Source organism: Gordonia sp. PvP123 (genome assembly GCF_040547295.1).
Lineage (GTDB): Bacteria > Actinomycetota > Actinomycetes > Mycobacteriales > Mycobacteriaceae > Gordonia > Gordonia terrae.
In genome coordinates, this window is the sequence record NZ_JBEPPN010000011.1 from 120,571 (window position 1) to 140,422 (window position 19,852).

21 protein-coding genes and 1 riboswitch are annotated in these 19,852 nt (G+C 67.7%); of the genes, 6 read left to right on the forward strand and 15 right to left on the reverse strand.

Annotation, left to right across the window (positions count from 1 at the left end; translation table 11 throughout):
* Window positions 1-6: 6 nt before the first annotated feature.
* The 5 genes from ABIC25_RS20790 to ABIC25_RS20810 are packed head-to-tail and all read right to left on the reverse strand — an operon-like array spanning window position 7 to window position 2,731.
* Window positions 7-318 (reverse strand): PE family protein, encoded by a 312-nt coding sequence (locus tag ABIC25_RS20790; RefSeq protein ID WP_004023522.1) that lies wholly within the window; start codon window positions 316-318, stop codon window positions 7-9.
* Window positions 315-1,649: a hypothetical protein gene (locus ABIC25_RS20795; RefSeq protein WP_354562995.1), complete on the reverse strand. Its 1,335-nt coding sequence runs from the start codon at window positions 1,647-1,649 to the stop codon at window positions 315-317. Before ABIC25_RS20795 ends, ABIC25_RS20790 begins: the two co-directional genes overlap by 4 nt.
* A gap of 14 nt (window positions 1,650-1,663) precedes the next feature.
* A complete protein-coding gene (locus ABIC25_RS20800) occupies window positions 1,664-1,972 on the reverse strand; it encodes a type VII secretion target (protein ID WP_004023524.1) in 309 nt (102 codons plus the stop codon).
* Window positions 1,973-2,030: 58 nt separating this feature from the next.
* A complete protein-coding gene (locus ABIC25_RS20805; RefSeq protein ID WP_033205141.1) occupies window positions 2,031-2,342 on the reverse strand; it encodes a YbaB/EbfC family nucleoid-associated protein in 312 nt (103 codons plus the stop codon).
* An 8-nt stretch (window positions 2,343-2,350) separates the two neighbouring features.
* Entirely contained in the window at window positions 2,351-2,731 is a 381-nt protein-coding gene (locus ABIC25_RS20810) for a hypothetical protein (protein ID WP_004023526.1), read from the reverse strand.
* A 591-nt stretch (window positions 2,732-3,322) separates the two neighbouring features.
* Here ABIC25_RS20810 and ABIC25_RS20815 point away from each other — a divergent pair.
* Complete coding sequence (locus ABIC25_RS20815) at window positions 3,323-4,765, forward strand: MinD/ParA family ATP-binding protein (RefSeq protein WP_435529113.1); 1,443 nt, start codon at window positions 3,323-3,325, stop codon at window positions 4,763-4,765.
* A 27-nt stretch (window positions 4,766-4,792) separates the two neighbouring features.
* Here ABIC25_RS20815 and ABIC25_RS20820 read toward each other — a convergent pair whose 3' ends face one another.
* A complete protein-coding gene (locus ABIC25_RS20820; RefSeq protein WP_004023528.1) occupies window positions 4,793-5,428 on the reverse strand; it encodes a DedA family protein in 636 nt (211 codons plus the stop codon).
* 237 nt (window positions 5,429-5,665) lie between these two features.
* On the opposite strand from ABIC25_RS20820, the gene ABIC25_RS20825 reads away from it, so the two are divergent.
* The 3 genes from ABIC25_RS20825 (at window position 5,666) to ABIC25_RS20835 (ending at window position 8,050) form a co-directional block, all read left to right on the forward strand.
* Complete coding sequence (locus ABIC25_RS20825) at window positions 5,666-6,739, forward strand: alpha/beta fold hydrolase (RefSeq protein ID WP_354562962.1); 1,074 nt, start codon at window positions 5,666-5,668, stop codon at window positions 6,737-6,739.
* Window positions 6,740-6,773: 34 nt separating this feature from the next.
* On the forward strand, window positions 6,774-7,316 hold the full coding sequence (locus tag ABIC25_RS20830) for a hypothetical protein (RefSeq protein WP_101820553.1): 543 nt from the start codon (window positions 6,774-6,776) through the stop codon (window positions 7,314-7,316).
* A gap of 68 nt (window positions 7,317-7,384) precedes the next feature.
* Window positions 7,385-8,050, forward strand: a complete 666-nt coding sequence (locus tag ABIC25_RS20835; RefSeq protein ID WP_354562964.1) for a TM2 domain-containing protein — start codon at window positions 7,385-7,387, stop codon at window positions 8,048-8,050.
* A 106-nt stretch (window positions 8,051-8,156) separates the two neighbouring features.
* Here ABIC25_RS20835 and truA read toward each other — a convergent pair whose 3' ends face one another.
* The 8 genes from truA to infA form a co-directional block, all read right to left on the reverse strand.
* Window positions 8,157-9,095: a tRNA pseudouridine(38-40) synthase TruA gene (truA, locus tag ABIC25_RS20840; protein WP_101820551.1), complete on the reverse strand. Its 939-nt coding sequence runs from the start codon at window positions 9,093-9,095 to the stop codon at window positions 8,157-8,159.
* Window positions 9,052-9,678, reverse strand: coding sequence for a 50S ribosomal protein L17 (gene rplQ / locus ABIC25_RS20845; protein ID WP_004023533.1), 627 nt, complete (start codon window positions 9,676-9,678; stop codon window positions 9,052-9,054). Before rplQ ends, truA begins: the two co-directional genes overlap by 44 nt.
* A gap of 81 nt (window positions 9,679-9,759) precedes the next feature.
* Window positions 9,760-10,812 (reverse strand): DNA-directed RNA polymerase subunit alpha, encoded by a 1,053-nt coding sequence (locus tag ABIC25_RS20850; protein ID WP_004023534.1) that lies wholly within the window; start codon window positions 10,810-10,812, stop codon window positions 9,760-9,762.
* Between the two features lie 82 nt (window positions 10,813-10,894).
* Entirely contained in the window at window positions 10,895-11,500 is a 606-nt protein-coding gene (gene rpsD, locus ABIC25_RS20855; RefSeq protein ID WP_004023535.1) for a 30S ribosomal protein S4, read from the reverse strand.
* 21 nt (window positions 11,501-11,521) lie between these two features.
* Window positions 11,522-11,929, reverse strand: coding sequence for a 30S ribosomal protein S11 (gene rpsK, locus ABIC25_RS20860; RefSeq protein ID WP_004023536.1), 408 nt, complete (start codon window positions 11,927-11,929; stop codon window positions 11,522-11,524).
* Window positions 11,929-12,297 carry a 30S ribosomal protein S13 gene (gene rpsM, locus ABIC25_RS20865; protein ID WP_004023537.1) on the reverse strand — a complete coding sequence of 123 codons (369 nt, stop codon included), beginning with the start codon at window positions 12,295-12,297 and terminating at the stop codon, window positions 11,929-11,931. The genes rpsK and rpsM overlap by 1 nt, the downstream gene beginning before the upstream one ends.
* A gap of 210 nt (window positions 12,298-12,507) precedes the next feature.
* Window positions 12,508-12,621 carry a 50S ribosomal protein L36 gene (gene rpmJ / locus ABIC25_RS20870; protein WP_005207978.1) on the reverse strand — a complete coding sequence of 38 codons (114 nt, stop codon included), beginning with the start codon at window positions 12,619-12,621 and terminating at the stop codon, window positions 12,508-12,510.
* 118 nt (window positions 12,622-12,739) lie between these two features.
* Window positions 12,740-12,961: a translation initiation factor IF-1 gene (gene infA / locus ABIC25_RS20875; protein ID WP_004023539.1), complete on the reverse strand. Its 222-nt coding sequence runs from the start codon at window positions 12,959-12,961 to the stop codon at window positions 12,740-12,742.
* Between the two features lie 249 nt (window positions 12,962-13,210).
* On the opposite strand from infA, the gene ABIC25_RS20880 reads away from it, so the two are divergent.
* Both ABIC25_RS20880 and metE read left to right on the forward strand, forming a co-directional pair.
* A complete protein-coding gene (locus ABIC25_RS20880) occupies window positions 13,211-13,555 on the forward strand; it encodes an iron chaperone (protein ID WP_354562965.1) in 345 nt (114 codons plus the stop codon).
* A gap of 95 nt (window positions 13,556-13,650) precedes the next feature.
* A riboswitch (cobalamin riboswitch) is annotated at window positions 13,651-13,868 on the forward strand.
* A gap of 146 nt (window positions 13,869-14,014) precedes the next feature.
* A complete protein-coding gene (gene metE / locus ABIC25_RS20885) occupies window positions 14,015-16,318 on the forward strand; it encodes a 5-methyltetrahydropteroyltriglutamate--homocysteine S-methyltransferase (protein WP_354562967.1) in 2,304 nt (767 codons plus the stop codon).
* Between the two features lie 91 nt (window positions 16,319-16,409).
* Here the strand turns inward: metE and ABIC25_RS20890 are convergent, their stop codons facing one another.
* The gene (locus ABIC25_RS20890) at window positions 16,410-19,799 is read right to left on the reverse strand and encodes a pyruvate carboxylase (RefSeq protein ID WP_354562968.1); all 3,390 of its coding nucleotides are present in this window, start codon (window positions 19,797-19,799) and stop codon (window positions 16,410-16,412) included.
* Between the last annotated feature and the right edge of the window lie 53 nt (window positions 19,800-19,852).

Below are 19,852 nucleotides of genomic sequence, written 5' to 3' on the forward strand. Positions count from 1 at the left end.
GCGCTACTAGAGCGCCACCCGGAAGGCGTCCGACGCCGCGGCATCGCCCTCGATGAAGCCGGCGGCCTGCGCTCGGAGGACGGCGGCGATCTTCCGCATCTCCGTGACTCCCGTCGCCGTGTCCGTCTCGAACTTCTCGGCGACCGCGGTGAAGCTCGCGGCGGCCGCGGTCGACACCTCGTCTCGGCCCTGGGCCGCGACCGGGAGTGCGCGGCCCGCGCCGGTGAGCGCCAGTTCGAGGCGATCGGCGATCCGGTCGAGGTCGCTTGCCGCCGAGATCAGTTCGGCGGGTTCGACGCGGAGTCGGGAGTTGCTCATACTTCCTCGTTTCGTTTCGGACCGGGCACGCCCAGTCGGAGTTCGATGTCCGGACTCGGATCGCTGTCGGCGGCTTCGTCGAAGCCGATGACAGCCGGCGCGACCTCGGGTGACTCACCGACCACGCGACGACCGTTGTCCTCGGTGACCAGATAGTCGGGGACCGCGTGCTGGTCTTCTGCGGCGCCCGCGCCCCGCGCACCGGCCGCACCCATCGGGGCACCGGCCATCGGCGCGCCGCCCATCGGCATCGCCGCGGGTCCGGTCACGGGTCTGGCCGTCGTCGATCCCCCGAGGGCGGGTTCGCCGAGGGAGAAGTTCGTCGGGACGGTCGGCCGAGAAGCACCGAGCGGCGTCATGACTCCACCCACGCCGCCGATGCCGCCGCCACCACCGCCGCCTCCCCCACCGCCGCCACCGCCGCCTCTGGACTTCGGTGACAGCGCGGCCGGGACCACGGCCGGCGATTCGTGATCGACGTTCAGCATCTTGCTGATCGGCTGCATCAGGGAGGTCGGCAACTCGGTGGCTGTGGACATGGCCGGCGACACGACGTCGAGAATGGAACTCGCGAGCGTGAACGGCGATTGTCCGGCGCCGGCCGTGGGTGCGCCGGTGACCGCGACCGGTGCTCCGTTCACCGCCATGGCAGTTGTCGGGCCGAGTAGTTCGGCCCGGGTCACGGCGACCGCGGCGGTCGCCTGCGACAGTCCGATGGAGGCGAACCCGGCCGCAGCCGCGAAGCCCGCGCCGACCGCCGGTGTCATCATCATGGGGACCGCCATGCTGGTGATCTTTGCGACTGTTGCCGCGATGATCCCCTGCACCACCGCCAGCCCCTTCGCGACGATGGCGGCAGCGGTCTTGGTGTCCAGCGAGATCCCGGAGCCCTGCGTCGCGAGTGACGAACTGTTGGCACCTGCTTCCGCGGTCTTGGCGCCGGCACTCACCGCACCCTGCCCGGTCCACAACTGGTCGGCGAGCTTGAGTGCGCTCTGCCCCATCGTCATCGACGTCTCGAGCACCTTGGTGAGGCTTTCGAAGATGACCGTCGGGTCGAAGCCGCCGCCGGAGAGGTCACCGGTGCCGAAACCACCCAGCAGATCGGTCATCGGCTTGATGAACATGTCCAGATTCGGCGGCTGCAGCGGAGGCAGTCCCGGCAGCGGCGGCAGCGGCGGCAGAACGGGCAGCGGCGGCAACCCCATCCCGCCGAGCACGTCTGCGACGGTTCGGTCCAGGATCGGCCCGAGCGGTGTCGCCTCGATCATCTGCTGCACCGTCATGTGGTTCAGGGCCGGCACATCGGGGATGCCGGGTGGTGCCGGCATCTGCGGTGGAACCGTCACAGCACCGAGCGGATGGCCGCGGCGCTCGAGGCATCGGTGCCCTCGAATTCGGCGAGACCCGCCGCGGTGGACGCGGCGGTGGCTGCGTGTACGGCCGCCAGCTGGCCCACCGACATGAGATGACTGGCCTGCGCCGCGATGAACGCGGCGAGAAACTCCTGGCCGATCAGCCCGAAGACGGGGACCATCGCTGCCGTGTTGGCCGCGGCGTCGATGGAACCCGCGGTCCCGACCGCGGTCGCCATCGCAGCGTTCGTTGCGGCGAAGCCCTCGAGCACCTCCGGCGTCACCTTGACGTCCGTCATTCTCGAACCCCCTCGTTCTCGTGAGTCTGATGAAACGATTCCGTGTCGGCCGAACCCGTCATTCGGCCGGACGAGCGGCCAGCATGTCGCCGAACGACTCGTTGAACTCCTCGGTCACCGCGGCGATCCGGGCGTAGACCTTCTGCGCGGCCAGCGCGGCGGTCGTCACGACCTGGTCGGCCAGGCGGCTCGCACCGAGTTCGTTGGCGCCGTAGGCGAATTCGAGGTCGACGAGCGCGCCCTTGCCGTCCACCTCGGCGGTGACCAGCCCGTCGGACGACGTCTCCCGCACCGAGATCCCGCGCAGTTTCTCCTGGAACTCGTGCAGGCCGTCGAGCTGCCGTTGCGCGCGCGCCTCGAGTTCGTCCATTCCCCAGGTCATCGCTGCAACCACGACGCGGGGGCGTCGGCTTCCTCGTCGTCGCGCCATTCGGCTCGCGCGAGATCGTCCGGGCGGGGCAGCTGCATCTCCTGCACGAGGTCACGGTCGATGCCGGCGGCAAGGAGGTTCTCGCGGAGCCGGATTCCCGCGGACATCGCCGCCTGCTGACAGAGTCGGAGGATGTCACCGGCGAGCAGAGCCGGGTCCTTGGCGAGCTCAGACGGTTCGATACGGACCGATACGGGCAGGCCCTGGGCGGTGGTTCGGACGCCGAGCCCGCCGGATCGGGATCGAGCGGTCGTGTACTCGTGCATCACCGCCCACGGGTCGTCGGCGTCACCGTCGACGGGATCCCGAGGATCGTCGGAGTAGGTCATGGAAAGCTGCACCCCCTTCACGCCGAATATGACGCAGCCGGGGCCCCTTTCGGTTCCATCGAATTCTCGTTCGACGGAAGCAGACCTCCCACATGCGGATCCGTGAAGATCCGCGCACCCCGCTGCGCACATGTGTGAGTGCCTGATACTGCCATACTCACCTCAACGCCACCACACCAGCGATACGCAATGCCAAACGTATGCCCTGAGACGGTGTGTGGATCTCGTCCGGACCAGGTCGACGGGCTTCGGTAGACTGCCGCAGGACGCAGCCGGGGTTGATCGACAAAACGGGGTGGATTCGCTGCACGCCTCGCCGAACTCGCAGCCTGTCGCGATCGGCGCCCGGCCGCTTGACCAGAGGATTCCCCGATGACGTATGAGAACCCCACGAGGCCCGACGGACCTGGGGCCGACGGCTCGAATGCCGACGCGCCTGCGCCGCCGCCGTGGCTGCAGTTCGCGCCGCCGCCGGCCGATTCCGGGCCGCCACCGCCGACCCGGCCGTCCGCTCATCCGAATGACAGTGGATCACCCGCCGGCGCACCGACTCCCCCGCGACCCGAGGCCGACGCCGGCCGCGTCGCTCCGATGTCCGATCAACACGACTCCCCACACCCGCCTGTCCACGAATTCGGCCCGGCGACGTACCCCGGAGCCGCGCCCGCCGATCCCCATCCGGCCGGCGGGGCTCCGTCGCCACACTTCCGTCCCGAGTTTCCGCCGCCGACGAATCCAACCGCTGCCCCGTGGCCGCCGCACGTTCCGCCCGGCCCCAGATCGGATCACCTCGGCCCGGATCACTTCGGCCCCGACCAGTTCAGCGGGCCGGCACCGGCGTCCGGAGGATCGCCGCACCCCGTCGACCCGCGCTTGGCTCCTCCGCCGCCCGTCCCGCCCGCGTCTCATCCGGGCGATCCGGGACCTGCTCACCAGTCGATGCCGGTCACCGCTCACCAACCGCCCCCACACCCGGGTCCCGCTCCGGTCGGTCCCGCTCCGGTCGGTCCCGGCCCCGGCCCTGCCCCGAACTTCCCTGGACAGCCCTTCCCCGGACAGCCGATGCAGCACGGATACGGGCCGCCGCCGGGAGGCCCGTCGCTCGACGAGGTCGCGCTGATCCGCAAGGCCCGTCGTGCCCCTAGCCGCGGCTGGCGTCGCGCGGTGCACACGTTGTCGGCCGGTGCGATCAATCCCGGAGAGTCGCAGGGCGACATCGAATACCAGCAGCTGCTCGAACGTGTGAACCGGCCGGTCCGTGGGGACTATCGCATCGCTGTGCTGTCACTCAAAGGCGGCGTCGGCAAGACCACGACCACCGTCGGCCTCGGCTCCACGTTCGCCTCGCTGCGCGGCGACCGCGTCATCGCCGTCGACGCCAATCCCGACCTCGGTACACTCGCACAACGGATTCCGCAACAGACACGGTCGACGGTCCGCGACCTGCTCGCCGACGAGAACGTCTACCGCTACTCCGATGTCCGGGCACACACCTCGCAGGCCCCGAGCCGACTCGAAGTCCTTGCCTCCGAGCGAGATCCGGCGATGGCCGAGGCGTTCAACGAGGAGGAGTACCGGGGCGTCATCACCGTGCTCCAGCGGTTCTACAACATCATCATCACCGACTGCGGCACCGGCCTGAGCCACTCGGCGATGAACGGCGTCCTCGATCTCGCGAACATGATCATCCTCGTCAGCTCTCCTGCTCTCGACGGTGCTCGCAGCGCCGGGGCCACCCTCGACTGGCTGGAGGCGCACGGGTTCGGACATCTCGTCTCGCGGGCCGTCGTCGTCCTGAGCTCGTCGCGGCCCGGTTCGTCGACCATCGACACCGACCAGCTGGGCCAGCACTTCCTCACGCGATGCCGCGCCGTCCACAAGGTCCCGTTCGACGATCACCTCGCCGAAGGCGCGGATGTGGACCTGGAACTGATGTCGAAGCCGACGAAGCGTTCTTTCGTCGAGCTGGCGGCCACCATCGCCGACGATTTCTCCGGAGGTCCCGCGCACCGGGAGGAGCCGTTCCTCCGGTGATGTTCCGGATGCCGAGGGCGCCGACGCCTACGCGGCTTCCGAGCGGTCCGCTCGCCGGTCCCGCCGCGCGATCCGCCACCGCCGCGCCAGATGGATGAATGTCGGTATGACGATCGTGCACACCGAGGCGATGATGAAGATCTCGATGTTGTCGCGGATGACCGGGACGTTGCCGAGGAAGTAGCCCAGCAGGATGATCCCGGCCGCCCAGACGAAACTGCCCAGCACGCTGAAGAAGGTGAACGTGCGGTGCGGCATGCCGCTGAACCCGGCGACCAGCGGGGTGAGAGTGCGGACGATGCCGATGAACCTGCCGAAGAACACGGTGAGCGGGCCGAAGCGATCGAAGTAGTGGTTGGTCTTGGCGAGGTACTCGGGTCCGATGGTGCGCATCAGCTTGCCCTCGACGACACCACGACCCACCCGGCGGCCGATGAAGTAACCGCACTGGTCGCCGATGATCGCTGCCAGCGGCACGGCGAGGCACAGCAGCCACAGCGGCGCGAAGGGATCGGGTTGCGCCGCGAACACGCCGGCTGTGAAGAGCACCGAGTCACCGGGAAAGATGAAGCCGACCAGGATTCCGGTCTCCACGAAGATCAGCACGCAGAGACCGATGAGGCCACCGGTGGCCACGAATGACTCGATGTCGAAGGGATTCATCGAATCCCACAGTAGTGGGGCGGAATGCCCAGTGGAGTACGGTGACCGGCTCCACCGGCTGGGCGTCGGCAATCGTTCAGCCCCCGGTAACCCCGACCCCGCCCGGACCCGACGCGCATGGCGGCCGGGGATGCGGTTTACTCGACGTCTGAGGAGTACGACGGCCGCGGCCGTGTACCGGTCCGTCGCCGAGGACGCGACCTGACGCCCGCACGCGCGACACCGAGGGGAGACGCAGTGCCCACCACGCATCGGGATTCGTCCCCGACCGTAACCGGCCCGACGCTGCGAACGGTGGCCCGCACCGACGTCCGCGTCGACTACCACACCATTCACGGCTACCGCCGCGCCTACCGGATCGCCGGCAGCGGTCCCGCGCTGCTGCTCATCCACGGCATCGGCGACAACTCGTCGACGTGGGACGAGGTCATCCCGATCCTCGCGCAGCACTACACCGTCATCGCGCCCGACCTCCTCGGGCACGGGAACTCCGACAAGCCCCGCGCCGACTACTCGGTGCCCGCCTTCGCCAACGGGATGCGCGACCTTCTCGTCGTCCTGGGGATCAGCAAGGTGACGGTCGTGGGCCACTCACTGGGTGGCGGCGTCGCGATGCAGTTCTGCTATCAGTTTCCGCGCTTCGTCGAGCGCCTGGTGCTGGTCGCGGCCGGCGGGGTCACCCGCGACGTCAACCCCGCCCTGCGGCTGTTCTCGCTGCCCGTCGTCCCGCAGGTGCTGTCGGTGCTCCGCGTCCCCGGCGTGGTCCCGGGTCTCACGACACTCGCGAAAGCGATCGTCGCCGCTCCGGCGCCGCCCCTGTTCCCGTCCTCGGCGACACCCGAACATCTCCTGGCCGACCACGAGGACCTCATGCGGGTCCTCGGCGGGCTCGCCGACCCGACCGCATCGGCAGCCTTCCTCCGCACGTTGCGCGCCGTCGTCGACTGGCGCGGGCAATCCGTCACGATGCTCGACCGCTGCTACCTCACCGAGCGCCTGCCGGTCCTGCTCGTGTGGGGCGACCGGGACATCGTGATCCCGCACCACCACGGTGAACTGGCGCATTCGGCGATCCCCCACTCCGAGTTCGAGACCTTCACCGGGTCAGGCCATTTCCCGTTCCATGACGATCCGGAGCGTTTCTGCCGAGTCGTCATCGATTTCATCTCGCGCCACGCGCCGGTCGAGTTCGACCCCCTCAACTGGCGGCATCTCATGTCCGAGGGCGCCCATCCGGAGCAGTTCGTCGGGGACGACGACACCGTCGACGAGGTGCTCGAGGCCTTCGAAGACGAGCGCAACGCCACCTGACCCGAAACACACACGCGTATGCCACCATTGCTGGATGACCTACCCGGGCAGTGACGATCACGGCACACGTCCGTTGCCACCTCAGCCGAACGCGTACGATTCCAGCCCCGGATTCGTGCCGACTCCTGCCGACTACTCGCATCCGGCCCAATTCCCGAGCGCCGGTCCGGCTCCCGCGTACGGCGGCCCCTACGTCGACGCGGGTGCCGCAGCGCTGCCCGAACCGCCGCTGGTGGTCATCGGCGACATCACGTGCACGCAGCACTACGTGATCACGCCGTCGGGCACATTCCCACTCGCGGGTTCGCAGTGGGAGGTCACCGACATGTCCGTGTCCTCCGAACAGATGTCGCAGACGGGCCTGGTGCTGGCGCTGGTCGGGTTCTTTCTGGTCTGCTTTCTGAGTCTGCTGTTCTTGCTCATGAAAGAGCGGCGCACGACGGGTTACATCCAGGTGCGGGTCCGGGGCGCGGGCGGCGTCATGCACGTCACCAACATCCCGGCGACCTCACCCTGGGCGATGAGCGACGTCTCCGGTCGCGTGTACTACGCACGACAACTGGCCGCAGCCGTCTGAGTCGCCTGACCCGTGATCCCACGATCCGAGCACGCCGTCCCACCCGAGTCACGAGGAGGATCCACCCGATGACCACACCAGAGAATCCCGGCGACAAGCCCAACGACCCGTTCGTGAAGCAGCCACCGCCTGCCGACCCGGCGCCGTCCCACGGCACCGACTCCACCCAGCAGCCGGCGGGTCCGGATCACGGCGCGGCGACGTCGCAGCCCGGCTTCGAGAATCCCCAGTACGGCGACCAGCAGTATGGAGGACAGCAGTACGGGGACCAGCAGTACGGCGCACCCCAGCAGTACGGGAACCAGCAGTACGGCGCACCCCAGCAGTACGGGAACCAGCAGTATGGGGGTCAGCAGTATGGGGCACCCCAGCAGTACGGGGCACCGCAAGGCGGGTATCCGGCGGCACCCGGGTACGGCTACGGCGGCGCACCCGACCCCACCGCGCCGTACGGCCGGGACCCGGCCACCGGTGAACCTCTCTCCGACAAGTCGAAGCTCGTCGCGGGCCTGTTGCAGATCTTCCTCGGCAGCCTGGGCGTCGGCCGCTTCTACATCGGCGACAACACCACCGGCGCCATCCAACTCGGTCTGACCATCATCGGGTACATCACCGCGATCTTCATCGTCGGGATCTTCATCGTCTTCGGTGTCGCCGTGTGGGCACTGATCGACGGCATCATGATGCTGACCGGCAATGTGCGGGACAAGAACGGTCTCAAGCTCGGCAACTAGCCCCCGTCATCGCCAGCACGCCCCGGCAAGCCGCCCACCGGAGAGCCACGGCCGACCTATCGTCGCCGGTCATCTCCCGGAGGACGGGTTCCCGGGGCGTCGTGCGTCAGCCGCCGCAACAACCGATGGGCCCGCGTACGTCGCGGGTCACGGTGTTGCGCGCGGCGAGTTCGTCGTCGGCGGGATAGTCGACACCGACCAGGCACAGCCCGCGGGCCTCGGCCACGGGCACTTGGCTGCTGCGTTCCCGCTCGCCGAGAAGCCCACGGCACCAGGCGATGTCGCGCCTGCCGTCGCCGACACTCGCCACCGCACCGACCAGCGAACGCACCATCGACCAGCAGAATGCATCCGCGCTCACCTCGCCGACCAGGACACCGTCGGAATCCCTGGTCCAGGCGAATCGCTGGAGATCCCGGATGGTCGTCGCACCCTCGCGCCGACGACAGAACGCCGCGAAATCGTTGAGGCCCAGCAACACCGACGACGCAGCGTTCAACGCGTCGACGTCGAGAGGTCGACGCCACGTGGCAGTCGTCCGTGCAACCACCGGCTCGGCACCCCACCGGGCATCGGTCAGGCGGTACCGGTAGTGACGGCGTAGGGCCGAGAACCGCGCGTCGAATTCGCCGGGCACCACCCGTGCCGCCGTCACCCGCACGTCGTCGGGACACATCTTCGCGAGACGTCCGACGAGGGTCGACGGATCGCCGCCGATCGATCTGGTCTCCAGCGTCGTCCGCGGGACATCGGCGTGTGCGACCTGCCCCGTCGCATGGACACCGGCATCGGTTCGGCCCGCCACGGTCAGGCGCACCGGCACCCGCAGCACCGTCGACAACCGGGTCTCGAGTTCCTCGCAGACGCTGCGCTGACCGACCTGCCGTGCCCATCCGGCGAAGTCGGTTCCGTCGTAGGAGATGTCGAAGCGGAGACGACAGAACCCGCCGGCACCGGGATCCGGGCCGACGGGTTCGGTCTGCGATTCTCGACTCAGTCGACTACTTCTTGTCGCCGTCGACGTCTGCTCCGGCTGCCTCGGCATCGGGAGCGGTCGCCGCGGTGGACTCGTCGTCGACGGCCTCGGCCACGGCCTCGGCGTTGGCGACCTCGGCATCGGTGGCGTCGGCCTCGACGGCCTCCACCACGTTGTCCGCGCCATCAGCCGAATCGGTATCGGCGACAACCTCTTCGGTGGCGTCGAGCTTGTCCTCGGCGGCCTTCTTGGAGGCGGCGACGCGGGTCGCGCGGCTGGCCTCGCTCGACGCGGTGGTCTCGCGCACCAGCTCGATCACGGCCATGGGGGCGTTGTCACCCTTGCGCGGCAGCGTCTTGATGATGCGGGTGTAGCCACCCGGACGATCGGCGAAGAACGGGCCGATCTCGTCGAACAGTGTGTGCACGACGTCCTTGTCACGGATGTCCTTCAGCACCTCACGACGGTTGGCCAGCTTGCCGGCCTTGGCGTGGGTGATGATCTTCTCCGCGTACGGACGCAGGCGCTTGGCCTTGGCTTCCGTGGTGGTGATGCGGCCGTGCTCGAAGAGCGAGGTGGCGAGATTCGCCAGCATCGCCTTCTGGTGGCTGGCCGACCCGCCGAGGCGGGCACCCTTGGTGGGCTTGGGCATTGTCTTCTCCTAGGAGGACCCCGCATCACTCGATGCGGAAGTCAGGGTTGGGCAGTGACAGCTACCGCCGCGTCAAAGCGACTACAGCTGCTCGGTCTCCGCGAAATCCTCACCGGAATCGGCGTCGAAGGACGCGTCTTCCGACCACGTGCCGGTGGCCGGGTCATAACCTGCGACCTGCGACGGATCGAAGCTCGCCGGGCTGTCCTTGAGCGACAGACCGAGCGCGTGCAGCTTGACCTTGACCTCGTCGATCGACTTCTGACCGAAGTTGCGGATGTCGAGCAGATCCGACTCGGTCCGGGCAACCAGCTCGCCGACGGTGTGCACACCCTCGCGCTTGAGGCAGTTGTAGGACCGGACGGTCAGCTCGAGATCCTCGATCGGCAGGCTGAACGACGCGATGTGGTCGGCCTCGGCCGGCGACGGCCCGATCTCGATGCCCTCGGCCTCGACGTTGAGTTCCCGGGCCAGCCCGAACAGCTCCACCAGGGTCTTGCCCGCCGATGCCAGCGCGTCACGCGCACTGATCGAGTTCTTGGTCTCCACATCGAGCACCAGGCGATCGAAGTCGGTGCGCTGCTCGACACGGGTTGCCTCGACCTTGTAGGTCACCTTGAGCACCGGCGAGTAGATCGAGTCGACCGGGATACGGCCGATCTCGGCACCCGACGCCTTGTTCTGCACGGCCGGAACATAGCCGCGGCCCCGCTCGACGACGAGCTCGATCTCGAGCTTGCCCTTGTCGTTCAGGGTGGCGATGTGCAGATCGGGGTTGTGCACGGTGACACCGGCCGGGGGCACGATGTCGGCGCCGGTGACGGTGCCCGGACCCTGCTTGCGCACGTACATGGTGACCGGCTCGTCCTCGTCGGAGCTGACCACGAGGCCCTTGAGGTTCAGGATGATGTCGGTGACGTCTTCCTTGACCCCGGCCACGGTGGTGAACTCGTGGAGCACGCCGTCGATACGAATGCTGGTGATGGCAGCACCCGGGATCGAGCTGAGCAGGGTACGACGCAGCGAGTTGCCGAGGGTGTAACCGAAGCCCGGCTCGAGCGGCTCGATGACGAACTTCGAACGGTCCTCGGCAAGGACTTCCTCGGTGAGGGTGGGTCGCTGTGAGATGAGCATTTCTTGGATATCTCCTTTGGCCGACCGCTATATGACGGCCTCGAGGGTGAACCGAACAGCTGCTGCTGTCTGGCGGTGTGTCTTACTTCGAGTAGAACTCGACGATGAGCTGCTCGGTGAGCGGGACGTCGATCTGAGCACGCTCGGGCACGCTGTGCACGAGGATGCGCAGGGTCGACGGCACGACCTGGAGCCAACCCGGGACCGGACGATCGCCGACGAGCTCCTTGGCGATCTGGAACGGGACGGTCTGCAGCGACTTCGGGCGGACGTCGATGATGTCGTACTGGCTGACGCGGTAGCTGGGCACGTCGACCTTCACACCGTTGACGGTGAAGTGGCCGTGGCTGACCAGCTGGCGGGCCTGGCGACGGGTCCGGGCGATGCCCGAGCGGTACACGACGTTGTCGAGACGGGTCTCGAGCAGCTTCAGCAGTTCGTCACCGGTCTTGCCGGTGCGACGGTTCGCCTCTTCGAAGTAGCGGCGGAACTGCTTCTCCATGACGCCGTAGGTGAAGCGCGCCTTCTGCTTCTCCTGCAGCTGGAGCAGGTACTCGCTCTCCTTGATCCGCGAACGGCCGTGCTGGCCGGGCGGGTAGGGGCGACGCTCGAACGCTGCGTCTCCACCGATGAGGTCGACGCGGAGACGACGGGACTTCTTTGTTGCGGGGCCGGTATAACGAGCCATGTCTTATCTCTTCCTTTCCCGCTAGACCCGGCGCCGCTTGGGCGGACGGCAACCGTTGTGCGGCTGCGGGGTCACATCGGAGATGGTGCCGACCTCGAGGCCGGCTGCCTGCAGGGAGCGGATGGCGGTCTCGCGACCCGAGCCCGGTCCCTTGACGAAGACGTCGACCTTCTTGACGCCGTGTTCCTGGGCCTTGCGCGCAGCATTCTCGGCCGCGAGCTGAGCCGCGAACGGGGTGCTCTTGCGCGAACCCTTGAAACCGACGTGGCCCGACGATGCCCAGCTGATGATGTTGCCGCTGGGGTCGCTGATCGACACGATGGTGTTGTTGAACGTCGACTTGATGTGCGCGTGGCCGTGCGGGACGTTCTTCTTATCGCGACGGCGGGTGCCCTTCTTGGGGCCTGCGCTACGTGACTTCGGAGGCATTACTTCTTCTTCCCGGCGATGGTCTTCTTCGGGCCCTTGCGAGTGCGGGCATTGGTCTTGGTGCGCTGTCCGCGCACAGGCAGGCCACGACGGTGGCGCAGACCCTGGTAGCAGCCGATCTCGATCTTGCGACGGATGTCGGCCTGCACCTCGCGACGCAGGTCACCCTCGACCTTCACCGAGGCTTCGATGTACTCACGCAGCTTCGAGACGTCTGCGTCGGTGAGATCCTTGGCTCGCAGGTCGGGGCTCAGGCCCGTTCCCTCGAGGATCTCCTTGGAGGTGGTACGCCCAACTCCATAGATGTAGGTCAGTGCGATCTCCAGCCGCTTCTCGCGGGGGAGATCCACACCAGCAACACGTGCCATGTGGCGGATTTCCTTTTCGATTCTCAGAGGTCTGCTCCCAGTCCGTCCCGCGAGCTGGTGCCGAACCGTGTGTCCGGCCTCGTGGGCTCCGGCCTCTGATCCGGAGGTAGGCGGTGACGCGTCTGTCGCCGCTGGTGTTGGGAGGTCCTTGTGTGTTCAGTTGTCGATCTTCAGTTGTTCTGACTCAAGCGACCCGGAGGGTGCGCGTGATCAGCCCTGACGCTGCTTGTGACGCAGGTTCTCGCAGATCACCATGACCCGACCGTTGCGGCGGATCACCTTGCACTTCTCGCAGATCGGCTTGACGCTCGGCTGAACCTTCACGTCAATCTCTCCTGCTCGGCTCGCCCGCGCGCACGCCGAAAGCGGCCGTGCACGTGGGTGTCGGTCTCCTCCCGAACGGATGTCCGGGAAGTCTGTCCCCGGCATCGCCGGGAAAGTCTCACTTGTAGCGGTACACGATTCGCCCACGAGCCAGGTCGTAGGGCGAGAGTTCCACGACGACCCGATCCTCGGGCAGGATGCGGATGTAGTGCTGTCGCATCTTGCCGCTGATGTGGGCGAGAACCTTGTGTCCGTTCTCCAGCTCAATACGAAACATCGCATTGGGCAGGGGTTCGATCACTCGACCCTCGACCTCGATGGCCCCGTCTTTCTTCGCCATGTCCTCCGCGATCCTGGCCGTGACCACGACATCCGGGTGATGCCGCGGCGCATCGGCCGGGTTGAATCAGTGTTTGTCCGTTAGGGTGTGGGCACCGGTCCGCGAGGACCTGCACCCGGTGTGCGCCGACCGGGCCCACGTGCTGACACGCTGATGCCCGGCACGCGATGCGCACCGACGATCCATGTTACGCGAACGAGCAGGCCAGGCCAAATGCGTGCTCAGCGCCACGGAGAGAGGCCGCACCGGATGGGCACTGTCGACGACTATCTCGACGGACTCGACCCCGCCGACCGCGAGGTGGTCGGACGCATCTACGCCGTCGCCCGCACCGCGGTCCCCGACACCGCTCAGGGCAAGGGCTACGGCATGCCGGCCCTGACATATCGCGGGAGCCCGCTCCTCTCGGTGATGCGCACCAAGAAGCACATCGGTCTGTACCCGTTCAGCCCGGAGGCGGTCGACGCCGGGCGACCGTTCCTCGACGGTTTCGACGTGGAGAAGGGCACCGTTCGGTTTCAGCCGGGGGCTCCTCCTTCCGACGATGCGATCCGCGCGATGATGTCGTGTCGGCGCGATCAGATCGACGGCTGACCGCCCGACGTCGAACTACCGGTGTTCAGCGGGTCGACTTTGCTGGGCTAGGGTCGAAGACGCATGTGGTTCGCCGCGTCGGAGGTCGTGTCAGCTCTCCGTCCGCGGCGTCGAGTCGCCGGCATCCCGCCGGCGGACGAGAGGGAATCCGGTTCGAATCCGGAGCTGTCCCCGCAGCGGTATGCCGTAACGACCACCGTCATCAGCACTGAGCTCCGGCTTGGGAAGCGACGGTCAGTAGGAACTTCGATCAGAGGGATCTCGATCGAGAGCGACGGTGAGCCCGAAGACCTGCCAGGTGTACCGGACGCGCCGCGTCCGGTGGCTCGCCGCCTCGAGGATTGGGCGCAGGTCGAACCGGCGATCGTCGCGCGCCCTCTGCCGGGCGTGACGTGGGTCCGATCGATCTCCCCTGCTGGGCGGTGAACCATCCACCGTCAGTAGGAGAAGTCGACGTCCATGTCCGACACCGTCCGCCGCAGCTCCGCGGCACCGTTCACCACCACCGTCCTCGGCACCGCACGCATCGGCCCCCGGCGCGAACTGAAGAGGGCCGTCGAAAGCTATTGGTCCGGCCGCATCGACCGGACCGAGCTCGCCACCGTCGCGCAGCGCCTACGCAGCGAGCAGTGGGCCGAGCTCACCGAGGCCGGCCACGACTCCGTCCCGGTCAACACGTTCTCGTACTACGACCAGGTGCTCGACACCACGGTCCTCCTCGACGCACTGCCGCCGAGGTTCGCCGAGATCGACGATCCGCTCGATCGCTACTTCGCGGCGGCCCGCGGAACCGCCGAGGTGACCCCACTCGAGATGACCAAATGGTTCGACACCAATTACCACTACCTGGTCCCCGAGATCGGCCCGTCGACCACGTTCCGGTTGAATCCGGCGAAGGTACTGGCCGAGGTCGCCGAAGCCGGGGAGCTGGGTCTCCCGGCCCGCCCGGTGATCGTCGGCCCGGTGACGTTCCTGGCGCTGTCGAAGGCGGTCGACGGGGCGGGTGCGCCGCTCGATCGCCTCGACGAGTTGGTGCCCCTGTACCGAGACCTCCTGACGCGGTTGGCTGACGCCGGCGTCGAGTGGGTTCAGCTGGACGAACCCGTCCTGGTGACCGATGCCGCCGCGGACCTGGGTCCGCGGACCGAATCGGTGTACAACGCCCTGGGCTCCCACGAGCGCCGTCCGGCCATCGCGGTGGCGACGTACTTCGGTGACGCCGGTGATCGGTTGGCACACTTGGCCCGGACGCCGATCGAGGCCATCGCGGTCGACCTCGTCGACGGCTCGGTCGAGACGGTGGCCGGCACCCCGGGCCTGGCCGACAAGCTGCTGATCGCCGGCGTGGTGGACGGCCGCAACGTGTGGCGCACCGACCTGGACCAGGCCGCGGCGACGCTGGCCACCGTGCTCGGTTCCGCCCGCTCGGTCGCCGTGTCGACGTCGTGCTCGACCCTGCATGTCCCCTACACCGTGGACGCGGAGGACGAGCTCGACACCAACCTTCGCGGTTGGCTCGCGTTCGCTGCCGAGAAGTTCCGCGAGGTGGCGGTGTTGTCGTCGGCGTTGAGCGAGGGGCGCGCCGCTCGGGCCGCCGCCTTCGCCGAGAGCTCGACGGCACTGGCCAGCCGTGCCACTGATACTCGCCTACACAACGCCGACGTCCGCGCACGCCTGGACGCCGTCACCGATGCCGACGCGACGCGCGGCCCGGCCGAGCAACGGCTCGCCGCACAGAAGGAACATCTGGGACTGCCCCCGCTCCCGACCACCACGATCGGTTCCTACCCACAGACCTCGGCCATCCGACTGGCGCGGGCCGCGCTCCGCTCGGGCGAGATCGATCGCGCCGAGTATGAGAACCGGATGAAGACGGAGATCGCGGATGTCGTGGCCCTGCAGGAGTCGATCGGCCTCGACGTTCTCGTCCACGGGGAACCCGAGCGCAACGACATGGTGCAGTACTTCGCCGAACAATTCGAGGGCTACTTCGCGACGGCGAACGGTTGGGTGCAGTCCTACGGCTCGCGGTGCGTGCGGCCACCGATCCTGTTCGGCGATGTGAGCCGACCGAAGCAGATGACAGTCGACTGGATCACCTACGCACAGACGCTGACCAGCAAGCCGGTCAAGGGCATGCTGACCGGCCCGGTGACGATTCTTGCCTGGTCTTTCGTTCGCAACGACCAGCCACTGTCGGCGTCTGCCGAGCAGATCGCGCTCGCCATCCGTGACGAGACCGTCGACCTCGAGAGGGCAGGGGTCGGGATCATCCAGGTCGACGAACCCGCTCTGCGCGAGTTGCTGCCGTTGCGTGACGCGGACAAGCCCGCGTACCTGGCGTGGGCCGTTCGGGCGTTCCGCATCGCGACCTCCGGGGTCCGCGACGATACGCAGATCCACACGCACCTCTGCTATTCGGAATTCGGCGAGGTCATCGGAGCGATCGCCGACCTCGACGCCGACGTCACCTCGATCGAGGCGGCGCGGTCGCACATGGAGGTGCTCGACGACCTCGACGAGGCCGGCTTCCGTAACGCGGTGGGCCCGGGTGTGTACGACATCCACTCACCGCGCGTGCCCGACCAGGACGAGATCTTCTCGGCCCTGTCCTCGGCATTGTCGAGCGTCGGCGCCGGGCGCCTGTGGGTCAACCCGGACTGCGGTCTCAAGACCCGCGGGACCCCGGAGGTGGTGGACTCGCTCACCAACATGGTGGCCGCGGCAACACGACTGCGCGAGACGATCCCGCTGTCCGGCTAGGCAGTCAACCGGCGCCACAAATGACCCCGGCCGTCGCACTCTCCCGTGAGTGCGACGGCCGCGGTCTGCGATACCACTGCGTTGTTGTGCGTCAACCGATCTCGACGAGCAGATCGCCAGACGCGACCTGCGTGATCGCGTCGATCGCCAGCCTCGCGACCCTGCCGCCGACGGGTGCGGTGATGGTGGCCTCCATCTTCATGGCCTCGATGGTGCCGATGGCCGCGCCGGCGGCGACCTCGTCGCCGACACCGACACTCAGCGAGACGACCCCGGCGAACGGTGCGCCGACGTGACGGGGATTGGACCGGTCCACCTTCTCGGCGACGGCCACCTCGGCGTCGACCGATCGATCGCGCACCTGCACCGGCCGCAGCTGTCCGTTGAGGATGCACATGACGGTGCGCATGCCCTTGTCGTCGGGTTCACTGATCGCCTCGAGTCCGATGAGCAACTCCACACCCGGTTCGAGCTCGACGCGGTGCTCCTCGCCGTACCGCAGGCCGTAGAAGAACTGGTTCGCCGACAGTCGTGAGGTGTCGCCGTAGGTTTCTTGATGGTCGTCGAACTCCTTTGTGGGGCCGGGGAACAGGAGCCGGCTGAGGGTGTGCTGCCGTTTCGGTCCTGGCGTGTCGAGTGCCACCGAGTCCTTGGCCGACAGGCCCTCGGTCGACGCCGCGTCGGCGCGTCCTTCGAGCGCGACCGTTCGCAACGGTTCCGGCCACCCGCCGGCCGGGTCGCCGAGCTCGCCGCGCAGGAAGCCGATCACCGAGTCCGGGATGTCGTGGGACCGCGGATCGGCGGCGAACTCTTCGGCGGTGATCCCCTTGCCCACCAGTGCCAGCGCGAGATCGCCCACGACCTTCGACGACGGGGTGACCTTGATCAGCCTGCCCAACATGCGGTCGGCGTCGGCATATGCTTCCTCGACCGCCTCGAACCGGTTCCCGAGCCCGAGCGCGATGGCTTGTTGCCGCAGGTTCGACAGTTGCCCGCCCGGGATCTCATGGGTGTACACACGTCCGGTCGGCGACGGAAGCCCGGATTCGAAGGGCGCGTACACTTTTCGCAGCGCTTCCCAGTATGGTTCGAGATCGCAGACCGCCTGGAGGTCGAGGCCGGTGTCGCGGTCGGAATGCGCGGCCGCGGCGACGATAGCGGACAGCGCGGGCTGGCTGGTGGTGCCGGCCAGCGCGGCGCTGGCGCCGTCGACCGCTGACGCTCCGGCCTGCCACGCTGCGAGATAGGTCGCCAACTGCCCACCGGGGGTGTCGTGGGTGTGCACGTGCACCGGTAGGTCGAATTCGCGACGCAACGCCGACACCAGCGTTGTCGCAGCAGGGGCACGCAGCAGCCCGGCCATGTCCTTGATGGTCAGCACGTGCGCACCGGCGCCGACGATCTGTTCGGCCAGGCGGAGATAGTAGTCGAGGGTGTAGAGGTCCTCGTCCGGATTCGCCAGGTCACCGGTGTACGACATGGCCACTTCCGCCACCGCCGTGCCGGTCTCGCGGACCGCGTCGATCGCCGGTCGCATCGCCTCGATGTTGTTGAGCGCGTCAAAGATCCGGAAGATGTCGATGCCGGTTTCGGTCGCCTCGGCGACGAACGCGGTCGTCACCTTCGTCGGATACGGGGTGTAGCCGACTGTGTTCGCGCCACGCAGCAGCATCTGCAGGCAGATGTTGGGCACCGCCTCGCGCAGCTGTGCCAGCCGGTCCCACGGGTCTTCCTTGAGGAAGCGCAACGCGACGTCGTAGGTGGCACCACCCCAGCATTCCAGCGACAGCAACTGCGGGGTCATGGCTGCCACGTACGGGGCGACCATCATCAGGCCGTTGGTGCGCACCCGGGTTGCCAACAGTGACTGATGGGCGTCGCGGAAGGTTGTGTCGGTGACACCCAGTGCTTTCGAATCGCGCAGGTCGTCGGCGAAACCCTGTGGTCCCAACGCGAGCAGTCGCTGCCGGGACCCGTCCGGCGGCGATGCCAGTGTCGCCCGGTCCAGGATGGGTAGCTTGTCGCGCGGGTAGACCGTGGTCGGGCGCTCGCCGTGGGGCTTGTTGACGGTGACATCGGCCAGGTACGTCAGGATCTTGGTGCCGCGATCCGCCGACGACCTCGATGTCAGGAGCCAGGGCCTGTCCTCGATGAACGAGGTCGTGACCCGGCCCTCCCGGAAGTCGACATCGTCGAGCACCGCCTGCAGGAACGGGATGTTCGTGGCCACACCGCGGATGCGGAACTCGGCTACCGCGCGCCGGGCACGGCGCACCGCGGTCGCGAAATCACTCCCACGACAGGTCAGTTTGACGAGCATGGAGTCGAAGTGACCGCTGACCTCCCCACCGAGTACCGCGCCACCATCCAGGCGCACCCCGGCACCCCCGGGACTGCGGTAGGCGGTGATACGCCCGACGGCAGGCCGGAAGTCGTCGGCCGGATCCTCGGTGGTGATGCGGCACTGCATCGCCGCACCGCGGATCTGTAGCCCGTCCTGACTCAGACCCAGGTCGTCCAACGTTTCGCCCGAGGCGATACGCAATTGCGCGGCCACCAGATCCACGTCGGTGATCTCCTCGGTCACCGTGTGTTCGACCTGGATGCGCGGATTCATCTCGATGAACACGTGCCTGCCCTGTTCATCGAGCAGGAACTCCACGGTCCCGGCGCAGGTGTATCCGATGTGACGAGCGAATGCGACGGCGTCGGAACAGATCTGTTCGCGCAACTCCGGCGACAGGTTCGGCGCCGGGGCAAGTTCGATCACCTTCTGATGGCGCCGCTGCACCGAGCAGTCCCGCTCGAACAGATGGACCACGTTGCCCTGGGTGTCGGCAAGGATCTGCACCTCGATGTGGCGCGGGTTGACAACAGCCTGCTCCAGGAACACCGTCGCATCACCGAAAGCGGCCTCGGCCTCGCGGGAGGCTGCTTTGATCGCCTCGGCCAGGTCGGCGATCTCCCCCACCCGACGCATACCGCGACCCCCGCCACCGGCCACGGCTTTGACGAACACCGGGAAAGTCATGTCGCCGGCAGCCCGCACCAACTCGTCCACGTCGGCCGAGGGCTCCGACGACGCCAGTACCGGCAGCCCGGCCGCTTTCGCCGCCGCGACGGCGGTCGCCTTGTTCCCTGTCAGCTCCAGCACCTCGGCCGACGGACCGACGAAGGTGATCCCCGCATCGGCGCACGCCCGGGCCAGGCCCTCGTTCTCCGACAAGAATCCGTATCCGGGGTAGATCGCGTCGGCGCCACAGCGTTCCGCGGCCGCGATCACCTCGTCGACGGACAGATACGCGCGGACCGGATGTCCCGGGTTCCCGATTTGGTAGGACTCGTCGGCTTTGGCGCGATGCACGGAGTTCCGGTCTTCATAGGGGAAGACCGCAACTGTGCGGGCGCCGAGTTCGAAGGCCGCGCGGAAGGCGCGCACAGTGATCTCGCCACGGTTGGCGACCAGGACTTTCTCGAACACGTGGCTCTCTCTCGTCGGGCTGGGTGTGGTGGCTGGGCCGCGGTGGTTGTCAG